General features: G+C 71.3%; 15 protein-coding genes. 8 read left to right on the top strand and 7 right to left on the bottom strand.

All coding sequences use genetic code 11. The features are described 5' to 3' along the window. Positions 1-35: 35 nt before the first annotated feature. Positions 36-3,239 (bottom strand): alpha-mannosidase, encoded by a 3,204-nt coding sequence (locus ACGFR7_RS24065; RefSeq protein WP_393322783.1) that lies wholly within the window; start codon positions 3,237-3,239, stop codon positions 36-38. 376 nt (positions 3,240-3,615) lie between these two features. Between ACGFR7_RS24065 and ACGFR7_RS24060 the strand changes: the two genes are divergently transcribed. Next, complete coding sequence (locus tag ACGFR7_RS24060) at positions 3,616-3,993, top strand: ATP-binding protein (protein WP_393323013.1); 378 nt, start codon at positions 3,616-3,618, stop codon at positions 3,991-3,993. 40 nt (positions 3,994-4,033) lie between these two features. Here ACGFR7_RS24060 and ACGFR7_RS24055 read toward each other — a convergent pair whose 3' ends face one another. The 5 genes from ACGFR7_RS24055 to ACGFR7_RS24035 form a co-directional block, all read right to left on the bottom strand. Next, positions 4,034-5,119, bottom strand: a complete 1,086-nt coding sequence (locus tag ACGFR7_RS24055) for a DUF2637 domain-containing protein (protein WP_393322780.1) — start codon at positions 5,117-5,119, stop codon at positions 4,034-4,036. 391 nt (positions 5,120-5,510) lie between these two features. Then, entirely contained in the window at positions 5,511-6,359 is an 849-nt protein-coding gene (locus ACGFR7_RS24050; protein ID WP_393322777.1) for a helix-turn-helix domain-containing protein, read from the bottom strand. A 205-nt stretch (positions 6,360-6,564) separates the two neighbouring features. Beyond that, positions 6,565-7,578 (bottom strand): teichoic acid biosynthesis protein C, encoded by a 1,014-nt coding sequence (locus ACGFR7_RS24045; protein WP_393322774.1) that lies wholly within the window; start codon positions 7,576-7,578, stop codon positions 6,565-6,567. Between the two features lie 101 nt (positions 7,579-7,679). Further along, complete coding sequence (locus tag ACGFR7_RS24040; protein ID WP_393322771.1) at positions 7,680-8,075, bottom strand: SH3 domain-containing protein; 396 nt, start codon at positions 8,073-8,075, stop codon at positions 7,680-7,682. Between the two features lie 169 nt (positions 8,076-8,244). Beyond that, positions 8,245-9,423 carry a helix-turn-helix transcriptional regulator gene (locus tag ACGFR7_RS24035; RefSeq protein ID WP_393322768.1) on the bottom strand — a complete coding sequence of 393 codons (1,179 nt, stop codon included), beginning with the start codon at positions 9,421-9,423 and terminating at the stop codon, positions 8,245-8,247. A gap of 103 nt (positions 9,424-9,526) precedes the next feature. Between ACGFR7_RS24035 and ACGFR7_RS24030 the strand changes: the two genes are divergently transcribed. The 5 genes from ACGFR7_RS24030 to nrfD all read left to right on the top strand — a co-directional run bounded on the left by ACGFR7_RS24030 (position 9,527) and on the right by nrfD (position 16,796). After that, entirely contained in the window at positions 9,527-9,925 is a 399-nt protein-coding gene (locus ACGFR7_RS24030; RefSeq protein WP_393322765.1) for a VOC family protein, read from the top strand. A gap of 192 nt (positions 9,926-10,117) precedes the next feature. Beyond that, positions 10,118-11,260, top strand: coding sequence for an aromatic acid exporter family protein (locus ACGFR7_RS24025; protein WP_393323011.1), 1,143 nt, complete (start codon positions 10,118-10,120; stop codon positions 11,258-11,260). A 282-nt stretch (positions 11,261-11,542) separates the two neighbouring features. After that, a complete protein-coding gene (gene fdh / locus ACGFR7_RS24020) occupies positions 11,543-14,812 on the top strand; it encodes a formate dehydrogenase (protein ID WP_393322762.1) in 3,270 nt (1,089 codons plus the stop codon). Beyond that, complete coding sequence (locus ACGFR7_RS24015; protein WP_393322759.1) at positions 14,809-15,765, top strand: 4Fe-4S dicluster domain-containing protein; 957 nt, start codon at positions 14,809-14,811, stop codon at positions 15,763-15,765. Before fdh ends, ACGFR7_RS24015 begins: the two co-directional genes overlap by 4 nt. Then, positions 15,762-16,796, top strand: a complete 1,035-nt coding sequence (gene nrfD / locus ACGFR7_RS24010; RefSeq protein WP_393322756.1) for an NrfD/PsrC family molybdoenzyme membrane anchor subunit — start codon at positions 15,762-15,764, stop codon at positions 16,794-16,796. The genes ACGFR7_RS24015 and nrfD overlap by 4 nt, the downstream gene beginning before the upstream one ends. Positions 16,797-16,890: 94 nt before the next feature. Here nrfD and ACGFR7_RS24005 read toward each other — a convergent pair whose 3' ends face one another. Next, a complete protein-coding gene (locus ACGFR7_RS24005) occupies positions 16,891-17,331 on the bottom strand; it encodes a hypothetical protein (protein WP_393322753.1) in 441 nt (146 codons plus the stop codon). Between the two features lie 218 nt (positions 17,332-17,549). Here ACGFR7_RS24005 and ACGFR7_RS24000 point away from each other — a divergent pair, with 218 nt between their 5' ends. Both ACGFR7_RS24000 and ACGFR7_RS23995 read left to right on the top strand, forming a co-directional pair. Continuing rightward, positions 17,550-18,191 carry a LysE family translocator gene (locus tag ACGFR7_RS24000; protein ID WP_393322750.1) on the top strand — a complete coding sequence of 214 codons (642 nt, stop codon included), beginning with the start codon at positions 17,550-17,552 and terminating at the stop codon, positions 18,189-18,191. A gap of 709 nt (positions 18,192-18,900) precedes the next feature. Next, positions 18,901-19,809 (top strand): LysR family transcriptional regulator, encoded by a 909-nt coding sequence (locus ACGFR7_RS23995; protein WP_393322747.1) that lies wholly within the window; start codon positions 18,901-18,903, stop codon positions 19,807-19,809. The last annotated feature ends 147 nt before the right edge of the window (positions 19,810-19,956 follow it).

Here is a 19,956-nt window from a genome sequence, read left to right as displayed (position 1 = left end):
GCGCCTGACTGCGCCCGGCTGCGCCCGCGGCCGGTTCAGGCACCGGGCGGGTGCTGCGGCCGGAGCCGGAGCGTCAGGATCTGGAACGGACGCAGCTCCACAGACACCTCCGAGGTCGGCCCTTGCTCCTCGTCGTGCACCGGCCGCTCCAACAGGTCGGTGACGGTGACCCGTTCGACGGGGAAGCCGGGGGAGAGGGTGCCGCCGGCGCGTCCGCCGCACGACTCGTACAGCCGCACCACCACATCGCCGCTGCGGTCCTCGGCGAGCTTGACCGACTCGACCGTGAGGGCCGGGTGGTCGACACGGATCAGCGGGGGGACGGGCGGCACGACGGCGGTCCGCAGCGGCAGGTTGAGCGCCAGCCCCTCGGCGACCGCGTCGCCGGTCCCGGCGCCCGGCAGCAACGCGTAGGTGAAGCGGTGGGTGCCCTGGTCGGTCCCGGGGTCGGGGCTGTGCGGCGCGCGCAGCAGGGTGAGCCGGACGGTCGTGCCCAGGCCCTCCGGGTGCGGGGTGCGGGTGACGTCGTGGCCGTACGTCGAGTCGTTGAGCAGTGCGATGCCGTAGCCCGGCTCGGCGACCCGCAGCCATCGGTGCGCACAGATCTCGAAGCGGGCCGCGTCCCAACTGGTGTTGGTGTGGGTGGGGCGGTGTACGTGACCGAACTGCACCTCGGAGGTGGACCGTTCGGCGTGCACATCCAGGGGGAAGGAGGCCTTGAGTACCTTCTCCGACTCGTGCCAGTCGATGTCGGTGCGGATGTCGAGGCGGCGTGAGCCCGCTCGCAGGGTCAGCTCCTGGGCGATCCGGGACGCGCCGAACGCCCTGGTCACCCGTACCGTCGCGGACAGCGGCCCGGCCGCGGTCAGCTCCACCGACTCGGCGTCGGTCAGATCGGTGTGCCGGTTGCGGTAGTGCCGGTCGAGGTCCCAGGCGTCGTACTTGTTGGGGTGGTCGGGGTGCAGTTGCAGCAGATTTCCGCGGGCGCCCGGCGCCAGCACCTCCCGCCCGGCGTGCAGATCCCGTACGGACGCCAGCAGACCGTCGGCGTCGATGACCACCCGCAGCAGCCCGTTGCCGAGTGTGACGGTGCCGCCGGCGTCGCCGTCCGCCTGTACGGGCGCGGGCGGCGGGGTGGCGGATGCCGGACCGGCCGGGCGGACGGCGGCCGAGCCGAGCGCGGGGACATGCACCGCAACCTCGGTGGTCCCGCCCGCCTCCGTGGCCGCCGGCAGCGCGACGACCTCGTCCCGGCCGTAGGGCGAGGCGTTGAACACCGTGGGCACCCCGGCCGCCGCCGTCTCCTCGCCCTCCAGCACCCCGGGTGCCCCGAGTGCCCCGAGCGCCCCGAGCGCCGTCTCGATGATTCCGGTCAGTTCGGCCGCCACCGCCGCATAGGTGTCACGGGCCTCGCGATGCACCCAGGCGATGGACGACCCCGGGAGGATGTCGTGGAACTGGTGCAGCAGCACGGTCTTCCAGAGGCGGTCGAGGGCGTCGTACGGATAGGCGTAGCCGCCGTCCCCCGCCCGCACCGCCGCCGTCGCCGCCCACAACTCCGCCTCGCGCAGGAGGTGTTCGCTGCGCCGGTTGCCCTGCTTGGTCTTCGCCTGCGAGGTGTAGGTGCCGCGGTGGAACTGGAGGTACAGCTCCCCCGACCAGACCGGTGCCGCCGGCCCGTACTCCGCGTGGGCGGACTCGAAGAACCGGGCCGGCGGCTCGATCCCGACACGCGGGGAGCCCTCCAGGGAGCGCAGCCTGCGGGCCCGCTCCAGCATCTCGCGGGTCGGTCCGCCACCGCCGTCACCCCAGCCGAAGGGCACCAGGGAGCGGGTGGCGCGGCCCTTGTCCGCGAAGTTGCGCTCCGCGTGGGCGAGTTCACCTGCCGCCAGCCGGGAATTGTAGGTGTCCACCGGCGGGAAGTGCGTGAAGACCCGGGTGCCGTCGATGCCCTCCCACCAGAAGGTGTGGTGCGGCATTTTGTCGCTCTGGTTCCACGACAGCTTCTGGGTCAGAAACCACTTCACCCCCGCCAGCCGCGCCAGCTGAGGGAACGCGGCGGTATAGCCGAAGGAGTCGGGCAGCCAGACCTCCTCGGTCTCCACCCCCAGCTCCTCCAGGAAGAAGCGCTTGCCGTGCACCAGCTGCCGGGCCAGCGCCTCACCGCCGGGCATATTGGCGTCGGACTCCACCCACATCGAGCCGACCGGCGCCCAATTCCCTCTGCCGACAGCCTCCTTGATGCGCGCCCAGATGTGCGGCTGGTGCTCCTTGACCCAGGCGTACTGCTGCGCCTGGGAGCAGGCGAACACCAACTCCGGGTACTCCTCGGCCAGCTGGGTGACATTGGCGAAGGTACGGGACGCCTTGCGGACCGTCTCGCGCAGCGGCCACAGCCAGGCGGAGTCGATATGCGCATGTCCGGCGGCCGAGACGCGATGGGCGCTCGCCGCGGCCGGGCGACCCAGGACGTCCGCCAGCGCGTCCCGCCCCGCGGCCGCGGTGGCACCGACGTCATGCAGGTCGAGGGCGTCGAGCATGTCCTCCAGCGCCCGCAGGATCTCGTGCCGGCGCGAACCGTCGGCGGGCAGCTCGTGCATCAGCTCCGACAGCACCTCGATATCCAGGATCAACTGCCAGACCGTCTCGTCGAGCACCGCGAGATCCGCCGCGGCGAAGCGGTACAGCGGACGCTCGGTCGCGGTGCGTACATCGCCGAGGCCGGTGGGGCGGAAATCCCGCAGCACCGCCGGATTCGCGGCCGCCTCCAGCAGCAGCCGCACCTCCTCCCCACCGCGGGCCGGCGCGGCGACGGGAACATGCCGGTTGCGCGGATGGATGCCCTTGATCGGCACGCCCTCGGCGTCGTGGACAAGACCCTCCGCCTGAAACCCGGGCCCGTCCCCGCTGAAGCCGGGGTCGATGACGGCCTCCACCCGTCGCCCGGCCCACTCCTGGGGCACCTCTCCCGCCAGCCGGAACCAGCTCGTGGACCACGGCGGCCCCCAGGGCTCGCCGACCGCGAAGGGTTCGTACGGGGCTTGCAGCGCGTCGCCCACCGGCACCGTTCCCCGAGCGCTCGCCGCCGCCGCCTCCTCCTCCGGGCCGTCGACGACGCTGCGCGGCACATGCCAGACGTCAAGCCGCAGTGGTACCCGCGCCGCGTACTGCGCGGGCCGGATGAACTGCCCCAGCGCCCTCTCCAGACGCCCCTCCACCAGCAGTCGGTCGTCGTGCACAGCGGCTCCTCACGCTCGTACTCCCCGACGCCGCCAGGGCGCGGGCGGGGGCCCGTCGGTTGCCGTTGCCGGGGGAGTGCTCCGGTCGTCCGGGTCCCGGCCGGGGTTCCACGGCAGGCACGAGTCAGGCATACCCACTGGGCGCCGCCCGGCCCACCCGGCGCGCGTGGCGCGCCCCGGCGGCCCGGCGGGCGGAAGCATGGCGGCAGATCCGATGGGCATGCTGACCGTGAGGCTGTTCGAGGCAGAGCGCCGAAGTTCGTTGGGGGCGGGGGAGAAAATGCGTCAGCCTGTGCGACGCGAAGAGCGGGACAGACAGCAGGAATCGGCTGAGGGGAGCCGGAACGGGGGAATCGCCGCACGAGCGCCGGGTGTACTGGAGCGGAAGGTGCGGCATGCGGATCTGAAGGCGGTCGGCGAGGTGCGCCGGGAGCTGCGCCAATTGCTCAGCCGCTGGTCGGCGCCGGGGGACGGCGAACTCACGGAGGTCGCGACACTGCTCACCAGTGAGCTGGTCACCAACGCCCTGGTACATGCGGAGGGCGGAGCCGTGGTCACGGCCAGGGTCAGCGACCGGCTGCGGGTGGAGGTGCGGGACTTTGTTCCCGGCCGTCCCGAGCCACGCGCCCCGACCACCGACGGCACCTCCGGGAGGGGCCTGATGCTGGTGCGCTCCTTAGCCGACGCCTGGGGAATACGTGCCGAAAGCCTCGGCAAGAGCGTGTGGTTCGAACTGCGCGGCGGACCGGCCTGACCCATGGGCGCGGGTGCCGATTGGCACGGTCCGCCGCCGGTCAGCCGAATTGCCGCTCGATCTCGGCCAACTTCTCCTCCAGGGAGTCCAGACGGGGAATGGTCTGGGTGTCGTCCTCGGCGGTGAGATCCACGGTCCGCCGGGGCCCGTCCGCGGTCGTGGCGCCCTCGGCCTCAGCGCCGGACACGGCCTTGAGGGCCGGACGGGCGTGCAGCGGCAGCTCCCCGGTGAGCGGCGGCTCGGCGTCGCCGGCTATGGCGGGGTCGGGGCCGGCCACCTCCGCGGAGGCCGTTGCCGCCTGCGTCACCGCCAGCTGCCGACCACCACCACGGCCCCAGCTGCGGTGCTGCCGGTTGATGGCCTTGATGCGCGCCCGGTCGAGCTTGCCCTGTTCGCGCCTGCGGAGACGGTGCTGCTCCTTCTCGCGCCGGTCCTCGCGGACCTCCTCGACCGCCTCGTCCAGCGTCCGTACGCCCTCCAACAGCATCAGCGACCAGGCCCCGAAGGTCTCACGGGGAGCGCGCAGCCAGCGGACGATCCGGATCTGCGGCAGCGGACGGGGCACCAGCCCCTGCTCGCGCAGCGCCGCCCGGCGGGTCTGCTTGAGCGCCCGGTCGAAGAGGACCGCCGCCGACAGCGACATCCCGGCGAAGAACTGCGGGGCGCCCGCGTGGTCCAGGCCGCGCGGCGCATGCACCCAGTTGAACCACGCCGCCGCGCCCGCGAACGTCCACACCAGCATGCGCGAACCGAGCGCCGCATCACCGTGACTGGCCTCCCGCACGGCGAGCACGGAACAGAACATCGCCGCGCCGTCGAGCCCGAACGGCACCAGGTACTCCCAGCCTCCGGAGAGGTTGAGGTTCTGCACGCCGAAGCCGACCAACCCATGGAAGGACAGTGCAGCCGCGACCGCCGCACAGCAGAACAGCAGCAGATAGGAGGCCGACGCGAAGACCGTCTCCTTGCGGCGCCGGCGCTCCTCGCTGCGTTCCCAGGAGTCCTCACCGACGGACCGGGCGGCCGCTCGCCTGCCCCGCACCACCAGCGCCGCGACCACCGGCACCCCGACGAGCAGCAAGACTCCGGGGACCAGCCAGTCCAGCGGTATGTCGGTCATTCTCATTCTGGGATCCCTTTGGCTCGAATACGCGATTTCCGCGACATCCTGGCGGAAACCACAGACGCAACCGAGCCATTCGGAACAAGAGGACGCCTAGGGGTATGAGGAAGCTATCCTGTTGTCGAACTGCCGTTCCTTGAAGGGTATTTGAGTTCGAGATGCCTCACCCCGGCGAGTGGTGGCGTCGGGGAATCAGGGAGTGACGCCGAGCGCGGATTCGCTTCTGCGTAATGCGCCATGCGCCGCGAGACAGCCGGGCCAGAACGGCCGTGCGTCCAGCGACTGGTCGTCTCCAGGCATCTCCGGAACCGATGCCACCGCACCCGCGCCCTCGCCCCCGGCTGATTTACGCACTCGGCCCCGTGGCTCACCCGCCCTTCATCAACCGCTCGCCTCAACGCATCACCCGGTCAAGAAACCTGGGACCGGGAAAGTCATCACCCTCAGGGGAGCGGGCGGGGCTCGTCAGTTCGATCGCGCCGGTGCATGCCACGCGGCCCGTCACCTTTGCGCACGCCACGGCCTGCCGCAGGTCCGAGGTGGCCAGCATGGGGCTGACGGCAAGGCCCTCACGGCCGTCGGTGTGGGAGGTGAGCCGTGCGTCACGGCCGACCCAGATCGACACCTTCTGCGCGCCGCCGGAGCGTGGCTGCACCTCCGACCAGACGGTTCCGCACGACGGGCTGAAGCGGAGGCGCACGGTGTACGTGGTGTCCACGATGGTGCTCTCCGCGCGTGCGTCGCGATTGCAGCCGGGCCGCCACGGATAGCGCCCCTGGCATCTGTGGCCGTGGCACGCGTGGGACGCGTGCCCGTCCGTCCGTGCGGCCCGTGCGGGAATCTCCACGATCGAGGCCGCCGCTCCCATGGTCGCGACCAGCGCCGTGAGCGCCACCAACGCCCCGGCGGTCCGCAGCACCCCGGCGCTGCGCAGGAACTTCCGGGCCCACCCGGTGGGTTCTGCCGTGAGACCGGTGCGTTCCGCCGGCGGGGGAGTCGTGGGCGCCACGGGCGGCGTGGCCACGGGTGCCGTCCGGGCCCGGTACGCGGCGTCGTACACGGCGAGCAGCTGTTCCTGATCCGCGCCCGCCACCTGGCCGATTGCCTCGACCGCACTGCGCGGCGGCAGCTTCTCGCCGTTGAGGTAGCGGTGCCAGGCGGACTTGCTGTACGGGGTTTTCCTGGCCAGCCCGTCCAGGCTCAGCCCGGTCCGTTCCTTGAGGGCGCGCAACTCTTTCGCCAAGCGTTGCGCGTCAGTATCGAGCGTGTCGGGCAGCGGCCGCCAGCGGGACACCTTGTGCGCCTCCCCTCACCACCTGCCTCCGGGCCGGGAGGGTCGCGTCAAGCGGTCCCGGCCGGGGATCCGGGGGTCTGTTTCCTCCCGGATGGCGGAATGTGTACCCACCCGTGGCGGCCGATGACACCCCGCGCGCACCGAACGGGATATGTCAGCTGAGCGCTTTGTCGTACAGACGGAAACCGCGGCCGCCCGCCGGGCCTTCGACGAACCCCAGGCACAGCCGCGGTGTGCCACCTTCCCGCAGCACGGCCAGGCCCTCCGGCTCGCGGGGCGACAGTCCCGGAGCCGTCCGCTCCCGCTGCTGCCACCTCACACGTCCGGACCGCAGGTCGATGCGGTACAGGCGGGTGTTGCCGCCGGCGGACGCCGGATTCCCCGTACCGTACGCACTGCCCAGGAGCTGGTAGGCGTAGTCGCCGTAGACGGCCATGCCCTGGAAGGGCAGTGCGAGGCCCGCGCCCGGCTGGGCGAAGTCGGCCAGCGGGAGGAACCAGCCGGCCCGGAACCGGTCCAGGTCGTACAGGGCGAACCTCGGTATGCCGTTCCTCTTGTACCGCAGCAGGAGTTGCCGGTGCGTCACATCGAGGGCGGGGGCATTGCTGGTGGAGCCGGTGACGGGGTGGTACGTGCCGAGGTCGCCGCTGTCCCGTTCCAGCACCCGCCCGTCCGTGAAACGGAAGCGGCACACCCCCCGCCCGTAGCCGGACGCCGGGTTGGCGTCCCACTCCGTCCACAGCGTGACGCCGTCCGCGGAGTCCTCCAGCCCCATCGAGCCTCCGTGCCCGAAGCCCTTCAGGTACATGTGTCCGGCCGCGGAGCCGTCAAGGGTGAGCCGGTTCAGGCACAGATCACCGTTCCTGACGCGTTCCGTGTGGGGAGGAGCCGTCTCCTCGCCCGCCAGCCGGACCCCGCCCGCCACCACCTGCAGGGCGTAGAGATGACCCTTCCGCTCGTCGACGGTGAAGGACTGCAGCACCGTGGCGTGTCGCAGCCGCCCGGCGAGGAACGGCCGGCCCGCCGCGGACAGGGCGGGCAGCTTCCGGCTCGGGGCCGACGCGGCCGGCGCCCACCGCGTCGGCGCCACGGCGGCGGCCGCCGCAGCCAGCCCGAGGCCGCACACGGCCCTGCGCCCCGGCCCCTGCATGTCTGTCTCTGTGACCATCACGCGCTCCAAGAACTCGGACCGGCTGCCCGCCCGCCCCCTCGAACGGGCGGGCAGCCGGCGATCATTGCGGTGCCACCGCGGACGGCGGCGTCAGCTGCTCAGTTGCCGAGCACGCGGCACCACGGGACGGTGCGGAAGGCGTGGACGTAATGGGCGGAGACAAAGCCCCGGTGGTGCGTCAGCCGGTACCAGCGGTGGTTGCCCTGCACCGAGCCGCCGTCGGTCTTGCACGCGAGGGCCCGCACCCGGCCGGCGCGTACGGTGCCGACCACGCGGTAGGCGGTGCCCGGACCCGAACGGACGTTCAGGCGGACGTCGTTCGGGGTCACCACGCGGCCGTACGTATGAGTGGTCCTCATCGTCGCCGTGTCCTGCTGCGCGGAGTGCCGGCCGGCGGCGGGGTGCGGACAGGAGTCGGCGAACGCGACCGCGGGGACCATGGCGAGGGCGGCAACCGCGGCGACCACACCGCTGCGCATCATGCGTCGAATCATCGGGTTCTCCTCGGGAGTTCCGCAGGTTCACCGGAGCGTGACCCTGCGTCGCTCAGCGTTTCCGACGAGCCGGCCGATGATGTGTCCCAGCCCGTCCCAGGGAGAAAGTGGAACGCGGCGGCCCGCCTCGCGCCCCTCGGAAGTGCGGCAGCGGTGGTGCTCCGGCCCGTCAGCCGGCCTCGGGAGGAGGCGGATGCTCCTCGCCGGCGGCGGCGTGAGCGCCGAGGCGGCGGGCCAGCGCCTGCACACGGGTGCGCAGTTCCGCGGGGTGTTCAATGACGAAAGGGCGGTCCAGAGCGGCCAGTACGGGGGGAATCCAGTCCAGTCGCTCGGCGCGGATCCGGACGCGGACCCACCCGGTGGGGCCGTCGGCCGGCGCCGGGTGGGCCGGACGTCCGGAGCGGGTCGTGACGGTGTCGACGGGTGCCGGGCCGGGGTCGTCGGCCACCGGGCCGGTGTCGACGGGTGCCGGGCCGGGGTCGTCGGCCACCGGGCCGGGGTCGTCGGCCACCGGGCCGGTGTCGTGGGGTGCCGCCGCCACCGGGATCGAGGACAGGGTGGCGATGTCGGCCGGGAGATGGCGGCGGAGGTGCTGGACGCTGTCGTGGACGCGCAGCGACACCTCGTGTCTCCAGGGGGTCCGCGCGAGGCTGTCCAGGACCGTGGTCACCGGGTCGAAGGCCGGGGGGATGACGAACGAGCCGGGCCGCACGGTGGCGCCGGTGATCCGGTCCAGCCGGAAGGTGCGCACCTCCCCCTCCCCGGCGGCCGGGTCCGCGCCGGTCAGGTACCAGCGTCCGGAATGCGCCACCAGGCCGTAGGGCAGGACGGTGCGGTCGCTGCCGCGGCCCTTCCGGTCGGTGTAGGTGATCGCCACCGGCCGCTGATGGAGTGCGGCCTCGGCAAGTCCCAGCAGCACGCCCGCTTCCGGTGCGGCGGCGGGGCGGGGCCGCGCGGTGAAATCGGCCGTCGCGGGCAGCGCCTCCAGGCGCCGCCCCAAGGCCTTGGGCAGTACGCGTCGCAGTTTGGCCGCGGCGCTCTCACTCGCCGCGGCGGACGTGGTGACCAGCCCGGCCCGCTGTGCGGCCAGGAGGCCGAGCAGCACGGCCAGGGCCTCGTCCTCGGTGAGCATCAGCGGGGGCATCCGGTAGCCCGGGGCGAGCCGGTAACCGCCGTAACGGCCACGCACCGAGTCGACGGGCACGCCGAGGTCCAGCAGGTGGCCGGCGTAGCGGCGGACGGTGCGTTCGTCGACGCCGAGGCAGGCGGCCAGGTCGGAAACGGTGCGGGTGCCGCCCCCTTGCAGGATCTCCAGCAGGGCGAGCACCCGAGTGGTCGATGTGGTCACTTCGGCAAGTCTGCTGTATATACCGGGCGGGTTCTGTCCGGTATGGGCCCTAGCGTTCGAGGCGTTCCTTCATCCCGCGTCACTTCTGACAGGAAGTCCCCTGATGAACTTGGTTTCGCTCCGTGTGATCACCCATGACGTCGCTCGCCTCGTCGCGTTCTACGAACAGGTCACCGGCGTTCCTGCGACATGGTCGACCCCCGAGTTCGCCGAACTCGTGACGGAGTCGGGCACGCTCGCGCTCGCAAGTGAGCGCACGGTGGCGCTGTTCGGCGCCGGCAGTGCCCGGCCGGCCGCCAACCGCACGGTGATCACCGAGTTCCGCGTCGCCGACGTGGACGCGGAGTACGAGCGTCTGACGTCCCTCTGCGACGAGTTCGTCCAGAAGCCGACGACGATGCCGTGGGGCAACCGCTCGCTCCTCTTCCGGGATCCCGACGGGAATCTGATCAATTTCTTCACGCCCGTCACCCCTGAGGCCGTGCAGCGGCAGGGGGGCTGAGACAAAGGCCGCCGAGGGGCGGCTCAGGGGAGTGATCGACCACGCGGCCGGGCGTGGATAGCGCGGCAAGGAGCGGGTACCGGGCAGATCGATGATGCCGGACAGGGCGAACCCTTGAGGAAGCGGAGGACTGGCGTGGCCGATGGCGTCGCCGAGCGGAAGGAGCCGGCCGGACACGGCCGCCTCTCCAGGATGGGGCAGTGGTGGCGACGGGCCCTGGGATCGGAGGGGTATGAGCGCCACACGGTGCTGCTCATCGGCAAGAGCACCTTGGCCGCCACCCTCGCCTGGGTCGTCTCCTTCTACCTCCTGAACGCACAGTCGCCGGCCTTCGCGCCGTTCTCGGCGGTGCTGATCATGCAGGTGACCGTTTACCAGTCGCTGCTGCAGTCCTCCCGCTATGTGGCTGCCGTGGCGGTGGGCGTCGCGGTGCAGGCGGCCCTGGGCTCTCTCGGCGGCCCCGAGCTGCTGACCTTTGCGCTGGTGGCGCTGGTGGCGCTCGCCATCGGCCGGTGGCCGGCGCTCGGTTCACAGGGCTCCCAGGTGGCCACCGCGGCGTTCTTCGCGTTCTCCACCTATATCTCCGCCACCTCGGACCTGGAGAAGGTCACCCAGCTCGGGCAGATCATCCTGCTGGTGCTCATCGGCTGCGGCATCGGCATCCTGGTCAACGTCGCCGTGGTGCCACCTCTGCGCTACCGCAGCGCCGAGCACGGTATCCACACCCTCGCCCATGCCCTGTGCGACCTGGTCGGCGATATGCACCCGGCGCTGCGCGCCCACGAGGTCGACAAGGAGCGCACCGGACAGTGGCGGGGCCGGGCCCAACGGACGGAAGGGCTGGTCACCCAGGCTAGGGCCGGCCTGCACACAGCGCAGGAGAGCCTGCACTACAACCCGCGCCGACTGCTTGGCCGCCACCGCAGGCACACCGGCTTCGAGGGCTACGACGCGGTTCTGGCGGCGTTGGAGCGCGTGCTGTACCAAATGGGCTCCCTGACACGGAGCCTGGACCAGTGGAGCGAGGACGAGAGCAGCCCTCGCTACCGGTCCTTCCTGGAGTACTACGCCGACTTCCTGGCGTCCGTGTCCGAGATCACCGAGGTCTTTTCCCGTCTCGACGAGGACAAGCTCAACGACCAGGCGCCGCAGCTGTGCCGGCTGGCGGACCGGGCCCAGCAATGCCGCCGCCGCGTGACCGAACAGGCCGAGCGCGACCGCCTGCCGCTTGCCGACCCGGCCCGCCCCTATGGCGTACTGGTCATCGAGGCCACCCGTCTCATGGAGGAGTTCCAGTACACCTGTGACGTGCTCCAGCACCACGTTGACCAGTGACGGCGGGGACACCGGGCTCCGGGGCTCCCATGATCTGACGAAGCCCGGTGGCGCCCCGTCTCCCCGTCTCCCGCCTCGCGTCTCCTGCCGTCCGCCGCGCGTCGCCTCGCGTCGCCCCGCCTCCCCTCGTCGTGTCTCCCGGCAGCGGAAGCCGGGGCGGCGTGAGGGCTACCCGGTTCTCCGGTCCGTTCGGGTGAGCGGAAGGCCCGCCAACGGGCAGCCGGGCGTTCTGAGGGGGAGTTTGGAGTCAGACAGCAACGAGCCGAAGCGGGCGGAGGTCGTATGAGTGTGCGCAGGCGGCTACGCGACTGGCCCGCGTACCGGCAGCTCACCGGTGGCGACCGGCTGGCCAGAGGCCATGCCGCGATGTCCGCGCCCACCGCGGAGCTGCGGCCGCGCACCGACACCGCGGACCGGGTGGTGCAGTCCGTCTGCCCCTACTGCGCCGTCGGCTGCGGCCAGCAGGTGTATGTCAAGGACGACCGGGTCGTGCAGATCGAGGGGGACCCGGATTCCCCCATCAGCCGGGGGCGGCTGTGCCCGAAAGGGTCCGCGACCCTGCAGCTGACCACCGGGACCGCCCGGCGCCACCAGGTGCTCCACCGGGCCCCGTATGCGACCGACTGGGAACCTCTCGACCTCGAGACGGCCATGGACATGATCGCGGACCGGGTCATCCAGGTCCGCCGGGACACCTGGCAGTGGGAACAGGACGGCCGACGGGTCGCCCGTACGCTCGGCATCGCCAGCCTCGGCGGTGCCACCCTCGACAACGAAGAGAATTACCTGATCAAGAAGCTGCTGACCGGTCTGGGCGTGGTCCAGATCGAAAATCAGGCGCGGGTCTGCCACAGCTCCACGGTTGCCGGTCTGGGCACCTCGTTCGGACGGGGCGGAGCCACCACGTTCATGCAGGATCTGCAGCACGCGGACTGCATCGTGATCGAGGGATCCAACTTCGCCGAGGCGCACCCCGTCGGCTTCCAGTGGGTCATGGAAGCCAAGGCCCGTGGTGCCCAGATCATCCACGTCGACCCCCGGTTCACCCGTACCAGCGCCCTGTGCGACCTGCATGTACCGATCCGGGCGGGCAGCGACATCGCCTTTCTCGGCGGGATCATCCATCACGTGCTCGCGGAGGAGAAGGATTTCCGGGAGTACGTGCTGGCCTACACGAACGCGGCCACCGTCGTCAGCGAGGACTTCCGCGACACCGAGGACCTCGACGGGCTCTTCTCCGGATTCGACGCGGAACAGCGGCGCTACGACCCGGAGAGCTGGCAGTACGAGGGGGCCGGTGTCCAGGCGCCGGCGGGCGATGTCGAGCAGGCGCACGAGCAGCGGCTGCGGGACGCCGAGGCCAAGCCCCACAAGGTCCCTGGCCATGCCGAGACACATGGATCAGGCGGTCCGCAGGCCGCGCCCCGGGCACCGCAGGACCCGACCCTGCGCCACCCCCGGTGCGTCTACCAGATCCTCAAGCGGCATTACGCCCGCTACACACCCGAGCTGGTCGAGAAGACCTGTGGCGTACCGCGCGAGACCTTCCTGCGGGTCTGCCGTGCGCTGACCGAGAACTCCGGTCGCGAGCGCACCAGCGCCTTCGTCTATGCGGTGGGATGGACCCAGCATTCGGTCGGCTCCCAGTACATCCGGGCGGCGAGCGTGCTGCAGCTGCTCCTGGGGAACATCGGCCGCCCGGGCGGTGGCATCCAGGCGCTGCGCGGGCACGCCTCCATCCAGGGCTCCAGCGACATCCCCACGCTCTTCAACCTCCTCCCCGGCTACCTGCCCATGCCCCATGCGCACACCCACGAGGACCTGGACACCTTTGTGGCCGCCAGCCGTACCGACAAGGGCTTCTGGGGCCATATGCGGGCGTACGTCGTCAGCCTGCTGAAGGCCTATTACGGTGATGCGGCCACCGCCGGCAACGACTTCTGCTTCGGTCATCTGCCGCGGCTCACCGGGTCCCACAGCACCTATGAGACGGTGCTCGCCCAGCTCGACGGCGTCTGCAAGGGCTATTTCCTGATGGGGGAGAACCCGGCCGTCGGCTCCGCCAATACCCGATTGCAACGGCTGGGCATGGCGCAGCTCGACTGGCTGGTGGTCCGCGACTTCTCCCTCATCGAGTCGGCGACCTGGTGGCAGGACGGGCCGGAGATCGAGACGGGCGAGCTGCGCACCGAGGACATCGGGACGGAGGTGTTCTTCCTGCCGGCGGCGGCCCACACGGAGAAGTCCGGCTCGTTCACGAACACCAACCGCTGGCTGCAGTGGCACCACGCCGCCGTGGAACCGCAGGGCGATGCCCGCAGCGATCTGTGGTTCATGTACCACCTGGGCCGGCGGATCAAGGAGAAGCTGGCGGCCTCCACCGATCCGATGGACGCGATGGTGCAGGACCTGACCTGGGACTACCCGGTGGACGGCCCGCTCCAGGAGCCGGTCGCCGCCGCGGTCCTGGCCGAGATCAACGGCCACGGCCCGGACGGCGCACCGCTCAGCGCGTACACCGAACTCCGGGACGACGGCTCCACCCGGTGCGGCTGCTGGATCTACTGCGGGGTGTATGCGGGAGGCGTCAACCAGGCTGCCCGCCGCACCCCGCACACCGCACAGGACTGGGTCGCGGCCGAATGGGCGTGGGCGTGGCCGGCGAACCGCCGGATTCTCTACAACCGTGCCGCGGCGGCGCCCGACGGATCCCCGTGGAGCGAGCGCAAGGCGTATGTGTGGTGGGACGGGAAGGCCGGACGGTGGACCGGCTACGACGTGCCGGACTTCGTTCCCGACCTGCCGCCGGACCATGTGCCGCCGCCCGGGGCGACGGGGCCGGAGGCGCTTCGCGGCGACGACCCGTTCATCATGCAGGCGGACGGCAAAGGCTGGCTCTATGCGCCCGCCGGACTGCTCGACGGACCGCTGCCCACCCACTACGAGCCCCAGGACTCCCCGTTCACCAACGCCCTCTACCCCGACTGGCCGCGCTCGCCCACCCGCCGGCTCTATCCGCGGGAGGGCAACCGTTATCACCCCAGCGGCGGCGAACCGGGCGCCGAGGTGTATCCGTACGTGCTGACCACGCACCGTCTCACCGAGCACTTCACCGCGGGCGGGATGAGCCGCTGGTCGCCCCACCTCGCCGAGCTGCAGCCCGAGCTGTTCTGTGAGGTGTCCCCGCAACTGGCCGCGGAGCGCGGGCTGGAGCACTCCGGATGGGCCACGATCATCACCGCCCGCAACGCCATCGAGGCGCGGGTGGCGGTCACCGACCGGATCAGGACACTGACCGTGCACGGCCGTACGGTGCATCAGATCGGGCTGCCGTTCCACTGGGGACCCAACGGAGTGGTCACCGGCGACGCGGCGAACGAGCTGGTGGCCATCGTCCTCGACCCGGACTCCCACATCCAGGAGGACAAGGCCCTCACCGCCGACATCCGCCCCGGCCGCCGGCCCCGCGGCCCGGACCTGCCCCGGCTGGTGGCCGAGTACCGGCAGCGCGCGGGCATCACCGAGCACACCGGAGAGGACCACCGGTCATGACGGACAGCCTGTTCAGCGGCCCGGAAGCCGACCCGGCGGGCGACGCCGGTCATGCCGACGCCCCGCCACGCGTGGGGTTCTTCACCGATACGTCCGTCTGTATCGGCTGCAAGGCGTGCGAGGTGGCGTGCAAGGAGTGGAATGCGCTCCCCGAGGACGGGCTGTCCCTCACCGGCATGTCGTACGACAACACCGGGGGACTGGGGGCCTCGACCTGGCGCCATGTGGCCTTCATCGAGCAGTCCGCACCTCCGTCCGAGTCCCTGGCCACGCCTCCGTCCGAGCCTTTGGCCACGCCCCCGGTGCCCGCCCCCGAGGGCCGTACGGAGCTCCCCCTCGCCACGGACTCCCCGCCGGCGGGCGGCGACTTCCGCTGGCTGATGTCCTCCGACGTCTGCAAGCACTGCACCCATGCCGCCTGCCTCGACGTCTGCCCGACGGGCTCGCTCTTCCGTACCGAGTTCGGGACCGTCGTGGTCCAGGAGGACATCTGCAACGGCTGCGGCTACTGCGTACCCGCTTGCCCCTACGGCGTCATCGAACAACGCCCGTCCGACGGCCGCGTCTTCAAATGCACCCTGTGCTACGACCGGCTGGGAGCGGGCCAGGAGCCTGCCTGCGCCAAGGCGTGTCCCACCGAATCCATCCAGTTCGGGCCCCTGGACGACCTGCGTGAGCGGGCGGCGCTGCGGGTGGACCAGCTGCACGCCGCGGGCGTGGACGGTGCGCGGCTCTACGGCCACGATCCCGAGGACGGAGTCGGCGGCGACGGCGCCTTCTTCCTGCTGCTGGACGACCCCGAGGTGTACGGGCTGCCGCCCGACCCCGTCGTCACCACCCGGGATCTGCCCGCGATGTGGAAGCACGCGGGTGCGGCGGCACTGACCTTGGCGGGCGGGTGGGTGCTGTCGTTCGTACTGCCCGCGATGGTGCGGAAGAGGAGACGGGCATGAGACGGCACGACACCGCAGCCGACGGGCCGGACGGCGGCCGCCCGGGGCGCGAGGCGACGCCCGCGGCGCTCCGGGGTGGCGGGGCCGGACGGCCGCGGCGCTCCGGGCGCTCACGCAAGGGCGAGGAACTGATGGTCCCGCAGGCCGAGTTCCGCTCCTACTACGGCCGTCCCATCATCAAGGCGCCGTCCTGGGCGGCGCGTGACATCGCCGGGTACCTCTTCCTCGGCGGCCTTGCGGGGGCCGGATCGGTCCTCGCGGCCGGCGCACACCTCACGGGCCGTCGGGCCACCGCCACCGCGATGAAGGTCTCGTCCCTGGCGGCGGTCTCCCTCTCCGCCGCGGCGCTGATCCATGACCTCGGCCGCCCCGGCCGGTTCGCCCACATGCTGCGGGTCATGAAGCCGACCTCGCCGATGAGCGTCGGTTCCTGGCTGCTCAGCGGCTACGGGCCGGCCGCCGGCGCGGCCGCGGTGTGCGCGGTCTCGGGGCGGCTGCCGCGGGCCGGCGCGGCCGCCACGGCTGCCGCCGCGGTGCTGGGCCCCGCCGTGGCCACATACACCGGTGTGCTCGCGGCGGACACCGCGGTGCCCGCCTGGCACGGCGCGTACCGCGAACTGCCCTACCTCTTCGCCGCCTCCGCGACGGCCGCGGCCTCCGGCATGGCACTGGTCCTCGCGCCGGCCCACGAGAACGCCCCCGCACGCTGCGCCGCCGCGCTGGCGGCCACCGCCGACACCGCGCTCACCAGGGCGGCCGAGCGGCGCCTTGGCATGGTCGCGGAGACCTACCGCACGGGACGGGCGGGGACGTTGCTGCGCTGCGCCGAAGCCCTCGTCACCGGCGGGGCGGCGGTGGCCGTGCTCGGCGGGCGGTTCCGCCCGGCGGCCGTGGCGGCCGGTGCCGCCTTGCTCGCCGGATCGGCCTGCACCCGCTTCGGCGTCTTCGCGGCGGGCATCGCCTCCGCCGAGGACCCCGCGTACACGGTCGTGCCACAACGGGCCGCGCTGCGCGGCCGAACCGAGCCGTAGGGCAGTAGAACCGAGCCGTAGGAGGGTCTTCCGTCTCCCCGTCTCCGGCCGCCGCGACCGGACACGGCGAGTCCGTTACCCGAAGGAGTCGGGGTCAGTTCAGCCCCTGGGTGTTCTGCCTGCCGGAACCGCCGTCCGGCCCCTCGTGACCGCCCCGTGCGGCCCGCTCTTCCAGAAAGCGTTCGCTCTCCCAGGTGAGGGCGTGTTCGATCTGGATGAAGTTCAGCCCCGTCACATCGGCGAGTTCTTCCTCGTCGAGGTCGGGCTGTGCGCGCAGAGCACGGTCGATCTTTCCCGCCCAGAGTTCTTCTTTGACGAACGGCCGCCGGCGGTAGCGCTGCCGGAGCTCGTCGAGGTGGCCGGGGCTGCAGGCTGCCAGGAGCCGTTCACCGTCCTGCTCCGAGTCGTAAGGGTGGATCCAGGAGGAGTCACGGACCCGGCCGGAGACCTGTGAGGCCCGGTGGATGGCCGTGCCGCACAGCTCGCACACCCTCGGATGCGGTGTGGCCGTCGCTTCGCCACTGTTGTCGTGCATTGCTGTCCCGGCCATTCTCTCTGTGAGGCTGTCAGGGCACTCGCTCACGGCGCCTCGGACGCCAGGCCCGGTCGGCCGGGCACCCTCTCCACTTCATGCCGAAACGGCCGCGCGCGCGACACGGGAGGGCCGACCAGGGCATGGTTGCCCGGTCGACGAAGATCGGAAATCGGTGGCGGGATTGGATGGGCTCCCCTCATTGGATAGGCTCCCCTCTCATGGCGATAGGTACCGAGCTGTGGTCCTTCACCCTCGTCGTGGGGCTGCTCACGCTCACCCCCGGCCTCGACACCGCGCTCATTCTCCGCACGGCAGGGCTCGGCCACCGGCGTCGCGCCTGGGGTGTGGTGCTGGGGATACAGACCGGGACCCTGCTCTGGGGAGCACTGACTTCCCTCGGCCTGACCGCACTGCTCACCGCTTCCCAGCTGGCGTACGAGACGCTGCGCTGGGCCGGCGCCGGCTATCTGTTGTGGCTGGGCGCGCGCATGGTGTGGAGCACGGTGCGCCGGACACGCGGTACGGCAGTGGAGGACGGTGTGTCCAGGGCAGCGACTGCCGACACCCTGGGCGGGGGATGGCGGCAGGGCGCCCTCACCAACCTGCTCAACCCGAAGATCGGTGTCTTCTACGTCGCCGTCCTTCCGCAGTTCATCCCGGCAGGGGCGCCGCACTTCACCACCGGCGTGCTGCTTGCCTGCGTCCACATCCTGTTGGGCGTCCTCTGGTCGACCGCTCTGATCTATTGTGCGCGGGCGCTGAGTGGGTGGCTCCGGCGGCCTGCCGCCCGACGCACTCTCGACCGCGTCACCGGCACGGTCATCGTGGGGTTCGGAATACGGCTGGCCGTGACCGACTAGGGAGTCGCTGCGTGGTCCAGGTGATCCACGTGGTGCGCGCGGTCACGGGACCGTCGGCGTTGTCGCGTGTGGTCGGCGCTGCCGAGCCGGATACCGCCCACGGTGAACGCGGTACGCGTGCGGACGGATAGCTGAGTGAAGAGAACACCCATGTCCTTCCCGAGCAGCGGATGGTCGTGGTCGTCAGCCCATCTCGAACCGGTCCGGGACGCTCCGCGACGGGGTGGTCATTGAGCGGTGAGGGCCGGTATCAGTCCCAGCCGACCAGGACCGTGCCCTTCGTCCGCCCAGGCCCCTCCCTGACACGCTCACGCTCCAGATGCTCTCCGGCTCTCTCAACAGGGCGTACAGCGGTCGGCCGCCGGGCCGCACCGGGCAGCAGCTGCAGGACGGCGGGGCCGAGGGATGCGCGGCCGGCGGCGCGGCAGGCCGCACTCGACGGTCAATGCCCACAGCAGCAGCAGCGCGGCGGCGATACCGAAGGGCGTCGTCGGCGCCGCCCCTGCCCAGGTGCCGGTGCTGCGCCGTACAACGGATCTGTCAGCCCTGGGCATTACCCGCAATACACCCGAACCAGGGTGAATGAAGCGGGCAGCATAAATCGGTTGGTTCACCGGGTGCACCTGGTCGACCGGGTTTGATGGTTACGACAACGATCCCTTAACGTCACCGGTTAGCCTCATTGATGAATCAGCTAAAGTCCTAATGCATGTTCGACCTGCAGAGACTTCGCGTATTGCGCGAACTGAAACATCGCGGCACACTCGCCGCTGTCGCCCGGGCCCTGTCGTACACGCCCTCGGCAATCTCGCAGCAACTCTCACTCCTGGAGGCAGAAGTGGGCGTGCCACTGCGGGAACAGGCGGGCCGGGGCGTACGGCTGACGGCGCAGGGCGAGATACTCGTCGCCCACACGGAGATCGTCCTGGAGCAGTTGGAGTGCGCCAAGGCCGAGCTGGCCGCTTCGATACAGGAGATCACCGGGACCGTGCGGCTGGCCTGCTTTCAGACCGCCGCGTTGGCAGTCGTTCCCGATGCCCTGGCACGGCTGCGGCGCAGCCATCCGCGACTGCGGGTGGAGACCGCCCAGATCGAGGCCGAGCATGCTCTTCCCCAGCTCATGTCCCACGACCTCGACCTCGTCATCGCAGAGGAGTACCCGCGGGGTAAGGGCGTCCGCCAGTCGGGACTGCAGAGCCGAGAGTTATGGGTCGACACCATGCGGCTGGCGCTGCCCCAGCCCTCCGGTGCGGTGAGTGACCGCGCCGCCATGAGGATGGCGGCCACCATGCCGTGGATCTTGGAGCCGGTGGGGACGGCGGCGCGAAAGTGGGCGATGGCGCTGTGCCGCGAAGCGGGATTCACACCCGATGTGCGTTTCGAGACCACTGACGTGACCGCCCATCTGCGTACTGTGCAGCAGGGGCACGCGGTGGCGCTGCTGCCGGATCTGCTGTGGCAGGGGAAGTCGCCGGCCATCAGTCTCTACGGGCTGCCTGCGGAGTGGGGGATCCGGCGCATCGTCACTGTCGTACGCAAGGGAGGCGATGGGCGGCCCGCGATCCAGCTCTGCCGCACGGCACTTGAGGCCGCTCTCCATCCGGCCCGGCGGCCCTGAACCCGGGCGCGAAGCGGCCGCAACCCGGACTGTTCCCCAGGGCCCCTGCCGGGTTCGGGGAAGCCGCGGATTCCGGTTGTGTGAGCCACGCATTCCCTGTCAGGTCCAGACCTTTTGTGGTTCCATCGCCGCGTTCCCTGCCGGCTG

Origin of the sequence: Streptomyces sp. NPDC048516 (assembly GCF_043199875.1) — a bacterium.
Classification (GTDB): domain Bacteria; phylum Actinomycetota; class Actinomycetes; order Streptomycetales; family Streptomycetaceae; genus Streptomyces.
The sequence above is the reverse complement of the archived record's forward strand: the minus strand, read 5'-3'. Positions and strand labels throughout refer to the sequence as shown.

What these genes read in the sequence shown, in the direction of transcription:
- ACGFR7_RS24055 (WP_393322780.1), bottom strand. Translation starts at nt 5,119, where the DNA reads ATGAGAATGACCGACATACCGCTGGACTGGCTGGTCCCCGGAGTCTTG.
- ACGFR7_RS24045 (WP_393322774.1), bottom strand. Translation starts at nt 7,578, where the DNA reads ATGGTCACAGAGACAGACATGCAGGGGCCGGGGCGCAGGGCCGTGTGC.
- ACGFR7_RS24040 (WP_393322771.1), bottom strand. Translation starts at nt 8,075, where the DNA reads ATGATTCGACGCATGATGCGCAGCGGTGTGGTCGCCGCGGTTGCCGCC.
- ACGFR7_RS24030 (WP_393322765.1), top strand. Translation starts at nt 9,527, where the DNA reads ATGAACTTGGTTTCGCTCCGTGTGATCACCCATGACGTCGCTCGCCTC.
- ACGFR7_RS24025 (WP_393323011.1), top strand. Translation starts at nt 10,118, where the DNA reads ATGGGGCAGTGGTGGCGACGGGCCCTGGGATCGGAGGGGTATGAGCGC.
- fdh (WP_393322762.1), top strand. Translation starts at nt 11,543, where the DNA reads ATGAGTGTGCGCAGGCGGCTACGCGACTGGCCCGCGTACCGGCAGCTC.
- ACGFR7_RS24015 (WP_393322759.1), top strand. Translation starts at nt 14,809, where the DNA reads ATGACGGACAGCCTGTTCAGCGGCCCGGAAGCCGACCCGGCGGGCGAC.
- nrfD (WP_393322756.1), top strand. Translation starts at nt 15,762, where the DNA reads ATGAGACGGCACGACACCGCAGCCGACGGGCCGGACGGCGGCCGCCCG.
- ACGFR7_RS24005 (WP_393322753.1), bottom strand. Translation starts at nt 17,331, where the DNA reads ATGCACGACAACAGTGGCGAAGCGACGGCCACACCGCATCCGAGGGTG.
- ACGFR7_RS24000 (WP_393322750.1), top strand. Translation starts at nt 17,550, where the DNA reads ATGGCGATAGGTACCGAGCTGTGGTCCTTCACCCTCGTCGTGGGGCTG.
- ACGFR7_RS23995 (WP_393322747.1), top strand. Translation starts at nt 18,901, where the DNA reads ATGTTCGACCTGCAGAGACTTCGCGTATTGCGCGAACTGAAACATCGC.